General features: G+C 50.3%; 10 protein-coding genes. 9 read left to right on the forward strand and 1 reads right to left on the reverse strand.

Translation table 11 applies throughout. The features are described from left to right. Positions 1-26: 26 nt before the first annotated feature. Entirely contained in the window at positions 27-965 is a 939-nt protein-coding gene (locus tag MHI45_RS33090) for a C40 family peptidase (RefSeq protein ID WP_076111314.1), read from the reverse strand. Between the two features lie 411 nt (positions 966-1,376). Here MHI45_RS33090 and MHI45_RS33095 point away from each other — a divergent pair, with 411 nt between their 5' ends. The 9 genes from MHI45_RS33095 (at position 1,377) to MHI45_RS33135 (ending at position 11,978) form a co-directional block, all read left to right on the forward strand. Then, entirely contained in the window at positions 1,377-2,447 is a 1,071-nt protein-coding gene (locus MHI45_RS33095) for an ABC transporter substrate-binding protein (RefSeq protein ID WP_076111315.1), read from the forward strand. A 66-nt stretch (positions 2,448-2,513) separates the two neighbouring features. After that, a complete protein-coding gene (locus tag MHI45_RS33100; RefSeq protein ID WP_038590622.1) occupies positions 2,514-3,440 on the forward strand; it encodes an ABC transporter permease in 927 nt (308 codons plus the stop codon). Further along, positions 3,427-4,221 (forward strand): ABC transporter ATP-binding protein, encoded by a 795-nt coding sequence (locus MHI45_RS33105; RefSeq protein ID WP_076111316.1) that lies wholly within the window; start codon positions 3,427-3,429, stop codon positions 4,219-4,221. The genes MHI45_RS33100 and MHI45_RS33105 overlap by 14 nt, the downstream gene beginning before the upstream one ends. A 189-nt stretch (positions 4,222-4,410) precedes the next feature. Next, on the forward strand, positions 4,411-6,189 hold the full coding sequence (locus MHI45_RS33110) for a histidine kinase (RefSeq protein WP_144024343.1): 1,779 nt from the start codon (positions 4,411-4,413) through the stop codon (positions 6,187-6,189). After that, positions 6,182-7,747: a response regulator gene (locus MHI45_RS33115; protein ID WP_076111318.1), complete on the forward strand. Its 1,566-nt coding sequence runs from the start codon at positions 6,182-6,184 to the stop codon at positions 7,745-7,747. Before MHI45_RS33110 ends, MHI45_RS33115 begins: the two co-directional genes overlap by 8 nt. 127 nt (positions 7,748-7,874) lie before the next feature. Then, on the forward strand, positions 7,875-9,200 hold the full coding sequence (locus MHI45_RS33120) for an ABC transporter substrate-binding protein (RefSeq protein WP_256718133.1): 1,326 nt from the start codon (positions 7,875-7,877) through the stop codon (positions 9,198-9,200). Positions 9,201-9,319: 119 nt separating this feature from the next. Beyond that, on the forward strand, positions 9,320-10,204 hold the full coding sequence (locus tag MHI45_RS33125; RefSeq protein WP_038599556.1) for a carbohydrate ABC transporter permease: 885 nt from the start codon (positions 9,320-9,322) through the stop codon (positions 10,202-10,204). Positions 10,205-10,207: 3 nt separating this feature from the next. Further along, positions 10,208-11,047 (forward strand): carbohydrate ABC transporter permease, encoded by an 840-nt coding sequence (locus tag MHI45_RS33130; protein WP_076111319.1) that lies wholly within the window; start codon positions 10,208-10,210, stop codon positions 11,045-11,047. A gap of 139 nt (positions 11,048-11,186) precedes the next feature. Continuing rightward, positions 11,187-11,978, forward strand: a complete 792-nt coding sequence (locus MHI45_RS33135) for an SDR family oxidoreductase (RefSeq protein WP_076111320.1) — start codon at positions 11,187-11,189, stop codon at positions 11,976-11,978. Positions 11,979-12,210 lie beyond the last annotated feature (232 nt).

A 12,210-nucleotide genomic window follows, 5' to 3' on the forward strand; every position in this document is an offset into this window, starting at 1 on the left:
CTTCAGCAGCCTACGCTGCAATGTGGTTACAGCACGCGCTGCATATGCAGTATCACGTTGCTCCAATATCCGCTGTCCAGTTCGCTGATCTGTACACCGGGATCACCCCAGGTATGGATGAACTTTCCGTCGCCGATATAAATACCTACATGCCCCGGTATGGCGTCACTGTCAAAACGTCCTGGCACGGTGAAAAAAATCAGATCTCCGGCCTGCAGATCACTGCGGCTTACCCGTCTGCCGATGTTGTCCTGGTCTTTAGCCAGCCGGGGCAGATCCACGCCAAACCTTTTAAATACATGTCTTGTGAAGGAGGAGCAGTCGAAACGTCCGGTATCCTCATAAGGACCGGCGCCAAAATCGTAAGGTACACCCAGAAATCTTTTGGCAAAGGCGACTAGTTGACCGGTATCTATGCTCGAAGCGCTCTGGATGCGCAGCGGTTTGGCTATATTGGTGTTACCGTTCTTTTCAGTATTGCTAAGGGCTTCCTTGTCTGACGGTAAAGCAATATTGATCTCACCGCTGGTGGGGTTCCAGCCCACCTCGGTTTGGAGCAGCTTGGACAAAGCTGTCGGGGTGATATAGATTTGACCATCACGGCGAACTGGCGCGTCAGGCAGGGTGATTTTTTCCCCCAGTGAAAAGACCTGAGTGGAGTTCGGGCGCAGCATGTACATCACATCCGTATAGCCGAGCTTGGCATAACCTCCGCTTGCGGTGTCATCCTTCATCCGGTAGCCGATTGAGGCAGCGGCGGGTTTCAGCGGAATCCAGAACTTTCCCTGCTTGTCGGTGACATGGGACTTCTCATAATAGCTGCCCGCAAAAGTGCCGGCAGGTGTCACCGAATTGACTTTTGGCTTTGCCTCGTTTTTGTAATACCCGCAAGCGCTGGTGGACATAACAATGGCAAGGATCACAGCAGTTTTCGTGATTGTTTTAGTTGGATAAGTAAATGTCATCGGACACACTCCATGTTCAGACTGTAAGTTCAGTTTGCGCAAGGAGATTTTTTTTATAAGATCAGGTGGAGTGAACATCTTGGATTAGCTTCCTGATCTTGCAAGAAAAGCATCCTTTAAGGAAGGATTCGGCGACATCCCCGAAATGACATCAATCGAAGCTTTTCTTGTAGGGTCAGAAGGAGTGAACATCTTGGATTAGCTTCCTGATCTTGCAAGAATAAATTGGAGAGCCGATAAGTCATTGACGGATAAACGACCGCCATATAATATTATGTTTAATAGATTGGCTGTATTTTATGTGAGGTTAGTGTAAGCTTTCGCTTTAACGCTTTTAAAGATGAAAGCGATAGTGCTGAGTCGCTCACTTTGATGCACGCGCTGATACCGTAAAAGAAAAGGGGTTATATGATGAAAAAAAAGAATATTTGGGTAGGATTGAGCTTGTGTCTGATGCTTGTAGCTTCGGGTTGCGGATCGAACAACAATGCTGCGGTGAATACGGAAAAAGCTGCTAACAAACCGGCAAATGCTACGGCTGCTCCTGCAGATGCAGGCAGCAAAGAATCCTACAGCATTGCCATCTCCCAATACGTAGAACATCCGTCGCTGGATGCGACGCGCGAAGGCTTCATGGCCGCGCTTAAGGATGCCGGCCTTATTGAAGGCGAGAACCTGAGGGTGGATCTCCAGAACGCACAGGCCGATCAAGCCAACAACCTGTCCATCGCACAGAAGATTGCCGGCGACAAAAACGATCTCGTGCTCGCGATTGCCACTCCTTCGGCTCAATCAATTGTGCAGAAGGTAGATAAGGATACACCGGTATTGTTCGCCGCTGTTACAGATCCACTGGATGCCAGACTTGTAACCGATCTGGAACACCCGGGCGGCAATGTCTCCGGTGCTTCCGATACCAATCCGGAGGCAATCACCCGGCTGATGCAATTTATTGCGGCACAATTCCCGAAGGTGAAGAAACTGGGTCTTGTCATTAATGAGGGCGAACCGAATGCTGTAGTTATGGCAGGAATCGCCAAGGAAGAGCTCGACAAACACGGCATTGAGCTGGTGAAGGCTGCAGTTACGAATACTTCTGAAGTGAAGCAGGCGGCTGAATCGCTTGTCGGACGTGTAGACGCATTCTACATTACGCTGGACAATTCGGTGGTAAGTGCTGTAGATACGATCATCCAAACCGCGAATGAGAAGAAGCTTCCTTTCTTCTCCGCTGACCGTGATACGGTAGAGAAGGGTGCTTTTGCCACTGTCGGTTTCAAATATTATGACCACGGCTATCAGGTTGGTGAAATGGCTGTGGAGGTGCTGAAGAACGGCACAAGCCCAGGCGACATGAAAGTGACCATGCAGGAGAAGCTGGACCTTATACTTAACCTGAAGGCTGCAGAGGCGCAGGGCATTGAAGTTACAGATGCCATGAAAGCCGAAGTCGCCGATCAGACCAACAACATCATTCAATAAGTTCAGATATTATGACGGGGCGATTCGAGAAGAACGCCCCTTGCCGCTTGAGGGAGGAAGTCACCTATGTATGATTCAATAATGGGAGCCTTGGAATCGGGCTTGCTGTATGCTTTTATGGCTTTGGGGGTATATATAACCTTTCGGATTCTTGACTTTCCGGATTTAACTGTAGACGGAAGTTTTACAACTGGCGGGGCGATCGCCGCAGTGATGATTACTCAGGGCTATTCCCCTTGGCTGGCTACATTCTGTGCAATGGCTGGCGGTATGGCAGCCGGCATGTGCACGGGCCTGCTGCATACCAAAGGCAAAATTAACGGGTTGCTGTCCGGGATCCTGATGATGATAGCTCTTTATTCCATTAATTTACGGATATTAGATAAGCCCAACGTTTCGATCATGGGCGAAGACACCCTGCTTAGTTCAATAAATCCTTTGCTGGTCATGCCGTTTATTGTCGTTGCTGTTAAACTGCTGATGGATCTGTTTCTGCGCACAGACCTTGGCCTGGCCCTGCGGGCCACAGGCGACAATTCAAGAATGATCCGCAGCTTTGGTGTAAACACAGATACAACGACTATTCTCGGCATCAGCCTGTCGAATGGCTTAGTGGCGCTCTCGGGAGCACTAATCGCTCAGTCTTCCTCTTTTGCCGATTCAACCATGGGTATTGGGATGATTGTTATCGGACTGGCTTCGGTAATTATTGGAGAGGCGATTTTTGGCGCCAGAAATGTGTTCCGGGCTACGCTGGCCGTTGTGCTGGGCTCGATCGTTTACCGGATAGTTGTAGCGCTCGCCTTGCGGGTTCCGTGGTTAAAAGCCTCCGACTTGAAGCTGATTACGGCAGTTATCGTCATTATTGCCCTGTTGTTCCCGTCGCTTCAGCGGTATATGAAGCAGAAGAGAACAGCCCGCAGAAGAAGCGCTGAACTAGCGGCGCTGGCACTAAGAAGCAAGAAAGGGGGAACAGCCGATGCTAAAGCTTGATAATGTATCCAAGCTGTTTAATCCCGGCAGCCCGGATGAGAAGATAGCGTTGCTGGGCATCGACCTTCACCTTCAAGCCGGCGATTTCGTTACGATTATCGGAAGCAACGGGGCAGGTAAATCCACTTTGATGAACGTGATCTCCGGAGTAATGAAGCCGGATCTGGGGGAAGCACGGATCGAAGGCAGCTCGATCAGCCATTTGCCTGAGTATCAGCGCGCCCGCTGGATCGGACGGGTCTTTCAGGATCCGATGGCCGGTACGGCCCCTCATATGACGATTGAGGAGAACCTGGCGATGGCTTTCAAACGGGGCCAAAACCGCGGTCTGACCTTCGGAGTAAGCAGCGCCAGACGGGCGCTGTTCCGTGAACAGCTGAGCCGCCTCGGCATCGGGCTGGAGAACCGGCTGCGCGCCCAAGTGGGCTTGCTGTCCGGCGGAGAGAGACAGGCGCTAAGCCTGCTGATGGCGACCTTTACCCAGCCGCAGATTTTGCTGCTGGACGAGCATACTGCAGCCCTTGACCCGGCCCGCGCGGAGCTGATTACGAAACTGACGGAATCGATTGTCCGTGAGATGAAGCTCACTACGCTGATGGTTACCCACAACATGGAGCAGGCCATCCGGCTGGGCAACCGGCTGATCATGATGGATAAAGGGACTATTATCCTGGACATTGATGCAGAGCGGAAAAAAGATCTGACCGTCGAACGGCTGCTTGGTGAATTCGAAACCATCAGCGGACATAAGCTGGCGGATGACCGGATGATGCTGGGATAATATGTGCTCTACTTAAATACGCATTTACAATCATCACCCTATAGACTTGGATAGGCAGTTTCTCATGGAACTGCTATTCAGGTCTTTTTTGGTTTATATTTCCATAACCGTGTCATTCGTTTATGATAATAATGTCCATGAAGCGAACTGGCCTCATAAATGATACGGAAAGGCGGATTGAAAAGAGAAATGTACTTGAGAAATAATAAAAGCGCTTACAGGAATTCGGGGATCTTTAACAAAATGATTCTGCTCATTTCCTTCTTACTGCTGCTGTCGTTTCTGTTTTCTCTTATATTTCTTCAGTACGTGTACCGGATCTACGACCGGCAAATTTATGAAAAGTCATCTGAAGTCCTTGGTATGTCGGCAGTCAGCATAGAGAGTGAGCTTAAGGAGCTGGAGCAGCTGTCCTTTGCGGTCGGCTCGGATGAACAGATCCAGGATTGTCTGCGCAAGCTGCTGGATCATCCCACACCCTATCAGCGGCTGGTGCTGCATAACAAGATTATTAACCGGCTGGTGGCTTTTGCGGGTGCGGAGAAGTATGTGTATTCCATGATGCTGATGGATGCAAATGACGGTGTGATGACAGCCGGCAACCGGGAAGGAGTATCGCAGTCCCTGCAGGATCAGCTGAAGCCGCTGGCTGTAGAGGGTGGAGGAAGCAACGTCTGGTACACCCAGGGCAGCAAAAACTCACTGCTTGCCGTACGCCAGATCAAGTCTTATACAGGCTCAACTTTTACACTGGATCATCTGGGGACGCTGGTTATCCGCATACGGGTAGAAAGGATCGTTGCCGACAGCACGAATATGGTCTCGGGTGACGGCCAGCTGATTGTAGTTGATACGGCCAGCAACCGCTCAATCTATCCCGCAGAGCCGCTGCTTACACCGCTCGAGCTGGCAGTGGAAGTGGGACGGCCTGAACCTTACCGGACCGGCAGCTACGCCCAAGGCACGTATTTCATTGCTAAGACGGAGTCCTCCTATATGGATTGGACTTATATTAACGCGACACCGTTCAATGAAATGTTCAAGCAGATCACTATTCTCAAAAGAATGGTCGTCATCGTATTTGCCTGCATTCTCCTGCTAGGGCTGCTGCTTGGCTATCGTCTCGCCCGAAGCATCGCACGGCCGATTTCGAAGCTGACGGAGAAGATGAGACGGATCGAAAAAGGTGACTTGGACAATCTGGAGGAGCAGTCGCTGGGACTTGTCTCGCGCAATGCCCAGGATGAAGTAAGCCAGCTCAACCGTACGTTCAAAATGATGATCCGCCGGATCAGAGAACTGATTGATGAGAACTACGCAAAGCAGCTGGTGATCCGGGAAACAGAGCTGAAGGCGCTACAGGCGCAGATAAATCCGCATTTCCTATACAACACTTTGGAATCGATCAACTGGCTGGCCAAGGTGAACAAGCAGGAGCAGATTTCAGAGATGGTGGAGGCACTGGGTTACCTGCTCCGCAGCTCGATAGGGCTGAAAGACCCGCTGATCACATTGGAGAAGGAGCTCAGTATTGTGAGGAGTTATGTCACGATTCAAAGAACACGTTTTGAGGAGCGGTTGGACTTCAGAATGGACATTCCTGCCGATCTGCAGGATGCGCTGATTCCCAAGCTGACCCTGCAGCCGCTGGTAGAGAACGCCATCCGCTACGCGCTGGAACCAAATATTGAACCCTGCACGATTACAATTTCCGTGAGCCGTACTTCAAACGGACTGGATCTTAGGGTAGCTGACAATGGACCCGGTATGACGGATCAATTTATTCGCGATCTGCAGCAGGGGCGGATTCAGACCCGGGGTGAGGGAATCGGGCTGGCGAATATCAAGGAACGTGTACAACTGGTTTTTGGCGGGGAGTGGGGAACCGAAATTGAAAGTCAGCCGGGGATGGGTACGGTTATTCATGTACTAATTCCTTATTTGAAAGGGGAGCATGGCCATGTATAAACTGCTGTTGGTCGACGATGAAAGGCTGATCCTGGAAGGGATCTCACAGGTTGTGGATTGGGAGAAGGCAGGCACAGTGCTGGCAGGAACAGCCCGCAACGGCATTGAAGCGCTGGCCCAAATGGAGCGGCTTAAGCCGGAGATCGTGATCACCGATATTTCCATGCCCGGTCTGGATGGCCTGAAGCTGGTAGAGCAGTGCAGTGTGCGCTTTCCGCAGGTCAAATTCATTATGCTGACCGGCTATAAGGATTTTGATTATGCCTGCAGCGCTATGCAGCACGGGGTCAAACATTACCTGTTGAAGCCGTGCAACGAGCGGCAGATACATGAAGCGCTGAGCGAATTGACGTTGGAATTGGGTGAGATCAAGAGACGGGAGCAGTTTGTGGGTGACATGAAAGAGCGTCTGAAGAAGGTGCTGCCGCATGTCAAAGCGCAATTTCTTAAGGAATGGATCTCCAACAAAACCTATGGAAGCCGTGACCTGGATTATTATCAAGAGCTGTTTGGCCTCACGCTGGATGATAAATCAGTCAGGCTGATCCTGTTCCGGCTGGAGGATGGCTGTGAATATGAGCATTTGTTCGCGCTGCAAAATATCGCCCAGGATATGCTTCATGAGGTGCTTCTCAGCACCACTATCGGCAACCATCTATTAATCCTGGTGGAGCAGCCGGAGGATGGCAGTGACCAGCCGGGTTTGCTGGAGCGGATCTCAGAGGTGAAGGAGATTTTTAATACTTTTTACAAAATATATCCGACGATTGCGGTCAGTGACCAGGGGCAGATGAACCACTCCCGCAGCCTGTACCGGCAGACACTGCAGTGCATGAACCATCGTTTTTATCTGGAAGAAGGCAGCCTGATTACGGGAAGTGACATTCCTGAAGATGAACTCAGCGGACGAAACGAGATTGATCTGCAGGAGGAGCAAATTTGTCTCCTTATCAAAGCTGGCGACCGGCATGCGGTGGAAAGTGAACTGGATCGCTTATTCGGCGTATTATCGGCAGAGCGGTTTGATATCAATGTGACCCGTTCCTATGTGCTGCAGCTGTATTCGGCGATGATCAGACTGTGTATACCGGAGGAGAGAGGCGCCTTTACTTCAGGGCTTGCGGAGCTGGCAGAGCTGCGTACCCTCGGCAGTCTTAAGGATTATGTGAAAGAGGCGGCCTGCCGTCTAACGGCAATGTACGAACGGCATTTCGTCACCCGCCAATCCTCCATCGTAGATAAAATGCTGCACATCATCGAAACCGATTACTGGAATGCGGAGCTCTCGCTTGGTTCAGTGGCCGCAAAAATGTTATATATGAACCCGGATTACCTGGGGAAAATATTCAAAAAAATCACCGGCGAAAAATTCTCCAACTATGTGACTAATTACCGGATTACAAAAGCTTCAGAGCATATTATCCGTAGCGGTGACGTCAAGGTATTTGAGCTGGCGGAAATGTTCGGGTTCGGCGGGAATGCCCAATATTTCAGCCAGGTGTTTAAAAAAGTGACCGGCCAGACCCCTACAGACTTTATGAAGCCGCAAGGAAGCTGATTATTGAACAAAGAGAACGGTTTTTTGTATTCAAGTATGCTGCTGAATTTGAGAGAATTTTCATATGGAAGCGTTACCATTGAAGTGGGTCCTTCTTAATCCATTTGCGAAAAGGGGAGAACTGAAATTGAAAAAGAGATTTGCCTTATTGGCGGTTCCCATGCTTTTGTCCATGCTTGCCGGCTGCGGAGGAAACAATAACACTGCGGCCACCGCAACTAATTCGGAAGTGACAGCAGGAGCAGATAACAAGCCGGCAGCTACAACCTCAGCGGAGCCTGTAACCTTGCGTATTGCCTGGTGGGGCGGAGACACCCGTCATTCGTATACTCAGCAAGTGATCGACATGTATGAAGAGCAGAATCCGAACGTTACGATTGAACCGGAATATGCTTCCTTTGATGATTACTGGAAGAAGCTGGCTCCCCAGGCGGCGGCCAACCGCTTGCCCGATATTGTGCAAATGGATATTTCCTATATTAATCAATATGGAACGAACGGTCAGCTGGAGGATATGGGCGCCTACTTAAACAAATCGATTCAGGTCGGAGACGTGAATGAGAATGTGCTTGCGACCGGTAAAATTGACAGCAAACAGTACGGCATTCCACTGGGTGTCAATGTTCTTGGTTTCCAATACGATCCGGCACTGCTCAAGAAAGCCGGTGTGGACAGCATTCCTGAGAACTGGACTTGGGACGATTATAAGGAAATTGCACTCAAGAGCAAAGACGCCGGGTTGTATATAGACACCTCGATGGCGGCGGATGTCTTTTTCAACTACTATCTGCGCACCAAAGGAGTGTCGCTCTACAACACGGACGGTTCTGCGCTGGGTTATGAAGATGATGCAATGTTCAGTGACTTTTTCGGAATGCTCTCTGATTTGATTGTCAAAGGGGCTGTACCTTCCCAGGATAAGCTGAGCCAGAATAAAGGGGTTATTGAAGAGACGGATGTGGTCAAAGGAACGGGGGTCGGGGTCTGGCAGTGGTCGAACCAGTATGTGGCCCTGCAAATTGCTGTGAACCGTCCGATGGCGCTGGCGCAAATGCCTGGTCCGGACATGGAAAAAGGGCTCTATATGCAGCCAAGCATGTACTGGTCGATCACGGCCAACTCCAAGGCTAAAGAAGAAGCGGCGAAATTTATTGATTTCTGGATCAATAATGCAGAAGCCAACAAGCTGATCAAAGGTGAACGCGGCGTGCCGATTTCCAGCAAAATCAAAGAATCACTGTCCACTGAACTGACAGATTCCGGCAAACAGGTCTTCCAGTTCGTAGCGGACATGGAGCCGAAGACTTCGCCAATGAGTCCGCCGGTGGGATCGCCGGAAGTGGTGGCCCTGCTGACCGACCTTGCCGAGCAAATGAACTTCGGCCAGATTAAGCCAGATGCTGCCGCTGCCCGGTTCCGTAAGGAAGCGAATGAAATTCTCGCGAACCGTTAAGGCAAACCCCGCCGTACTGTGAATTCTAAAAAGATTGGAGTTGGAGAACCTTGCCTTCCAGCCATCCCCTTACCGCACAGCCTCCCGTCTATAGAGCGAAGAAACCGCTAGGGCAGAGGCTGCGCAAAAACCTGACAGGATACGCATTTATCAGTCCTTTTATTATTGGATTCCTGAGCTTCACACTGGTTCCTATGATTATTTCCTTGTATCTGTCCTTTACCAAATATAATCTGTTCGCCCCCCCTCAATGGGTGGGGCTGGACAATTATACCAAGATGTTCACAGGTGATCCCAAATACCTGCATTCCCTGAAAGTCACCCTGATGTACGTGTTCATCGGTGTCCCGCTGCGGTTGGGATTTGCCCTGTTCGTGGCGATGATCCTCAATACAAAGTCGCGAATGGTGGGGGCCTACCGGACCGTTTATTACTTGCCCTCCATCATCGGCGGCAGTGTGGCTGTCTCAATTATGTGGCGCAACATCTTTAGCGATACCGGAATTATCAACGGCCTGCTGGGATTTTTCGGACTTGGGCCCGTGAGCTGGTTCGGAGATCCGGGTGCCGCACTCATAATGCTGATAACCTTATCGGTCTGGCAATTCGGTTCCTCGATGCTGATCTTTCTGGCCGGTCTAAAAAATATTTCCGGTGAAATGTATGAAGCCGCCAGTGTAGACGGTGCAAGCTTCTTCCGCAAGTTCTTCAAAATAACGCTGCCGCTGCTTAGTTCAGTGATTCTATTCAATCTGGTTATGCAGACGATCAGCGCATTTATGACATTTGTGCCGGCCTACATTATTTCCAAGGGCGAAGGCGGGCCGATGGACGGAACCATGCTTTATTCCCTGTATTTGTTCCGCCAGGCATTTATGTTCAACAATATGGGCTATGCGTCGGCTATGGCCTGGGTGATGCTCCTGCTCGTCGGAATTATGACTGGAATTCTGTTCAAAACATCCAGATCATGGGTTTTCTATGAATCGGGAGGAGGGAAATGAGCCATGGCGAAGAATAAAATGAAATGGCCGATCTATCACCTGCTTATCGGCGGACTCGCCATCATCATGCTGTACCCGATTGTATGGATGATTATGAGCTCCTTTAAGGAGAGCCGTTTGGTGTTCGTCACGGCGCAGCAGCTGCTTCCGCATCCCTGGGAGTGGGGGAACTACGCCAATGGCTGGGAAGGGGTCGCAGGATATTCGTTCGGCGTCTTTATCAAGAACTCATTCGTTATCGTCATTGTGGCTACTTTTGGTGCGGTGTTCTCTTCCTCACTGGTTGCCTTCGGATTCGCCCGCAACAAATTTGCCGGCCATGGCCTGTGGTTCGGGATCATGATGATGACGCTGATGCTGCCCTCGGATGTAGTGCTGGTGCCGCAATATATAATTTATACGAAGCTGAATTGGCTGGACAGCATCAGACCGATTGTAATTCCGCAATTTTTCGGTGTCCCGTTCTTTATCTTCCTGATGCTGCAGTTCATCCGCACGATTCCCGCGGAGCTGGACGAGGCGGCGACGATTGACGGCTGCGGTAAATTCAGATTGTATTACAAGATTATTCTGCCACTGATCCGGCCTTCTATGGCGACTGCAGCAATCTTCTCTTTCTACTGGCGCTGGGAGGATTTGCTCGGGCCTGTGCTGTATTTGAACTCTCCATCCAAATACACAGTATCCATGGGTCTAAAAATGTTTCTCGACAGTGAATCTGTTTCCAATTGGGGGCCGATGTTCGCGATGTCTGTGCTCAGTCTCACGCCGGTTATGCTGATATTCTTTATCTTCCAGAAGCAGATAGTGGATGGTATCAGTACCAGCGGACTGAAGGGTTGAGTCAAAGTATGATCTGCTCTGGAGCAGAGCAGGAAAGGTGTGCACACCGATTCACTCCCCTGTATGTGAGGTAAAGGTTAAGGAAAGAACTTAACCGGTAAGCGTATACAGATGATCTAGATTGGGAGGATTGGCTAATATGACAGACCAGAAGCTAAAAGGCAAGGTAGCTATTGTTACTGGAGGCGGTTCCGGGATCGGAAGAGCATCGGTGCTGGAGTTCGCCAGAAACGGAGCAAAGGTGGTACTGCTCGACCGGACGGTTGAAAATGCCGAGAAGGTTGTACGTCAGGTGAAACAGGAAGGCGGGGAAGCCGTCGTCATTGAATGTGACATTGCCGAACCGCAGCAGGTGGAAGCGGCGGTGAAGCAAGCGGCCGCGAAGTGGGGGCGGCTTGATGTTGTGTTCGCCAATGCCGGGATAAACGGAGCGATGACTCCGATTGAAACGATGGATATTGAATCCTGGGATCAGACGATTCATATCAACCTCCGTGGAACCTTTGCCACTGTCAAATATGCAATTCCGCATTTGAAGGAGAACGGAGGCAGCATACTGATCAACAGCTCGATCAACGGTAACCGCGTGTTCTCTAATATCGGTTTCTCAGCCTACAGCACGACGAAGGCCGGTCAGGTGGCTTTTATGAAGATGGCTGCACTGGAGCTGGCCCAATACAAAATTCGTGTGAATGCCATCTGTCCGGGGGCGATCAAGACGAATATTGATGACAATACGTATCCTTCCGACGATCTCAAAGAAGTGCAGATCGAGGTGAACTTTCCGGACGGCGGGCAGCCGCTGGAGGAAGGTCCCGGAAGGCCCGATCAGGTGGCCAAACTTGCCCTGTTCCTGGCATCCGCAGATTCGGATCATATTACAGGAACAGAGATTTATTGTGACGGAGCCGAGTCGCTGCTGCATGGCTGATCTCTTCTAACCAAGGGCAGCCAAGCATATAATGAACTGAATAGCTCTTCCTTAGAAGAAACGGAATCCGTTCCTTGTCATAGGCTCAGCCCGAGAGGGCTGCATCGCTGACGCAAAAGGCCGGGGATGCCGTTTCTTCTTGTTCATTTAGATTTAAATGTTTTATGGGGTTAACATGCTATAAATAAAGCTAAGCTTTCATGTTGTTTTCAGGTATACTGATTCTATCTGT

The sequence above is a fragment of the Paenibacillus sp. FSL H3-0321 genome, from assembly GCF_038002865.1.
Classification (GTDB): Bacteria; Bacillota; Bacilli; order Paenibacillales; family Paenibacillaceae; genus Paenibacillus_AQ.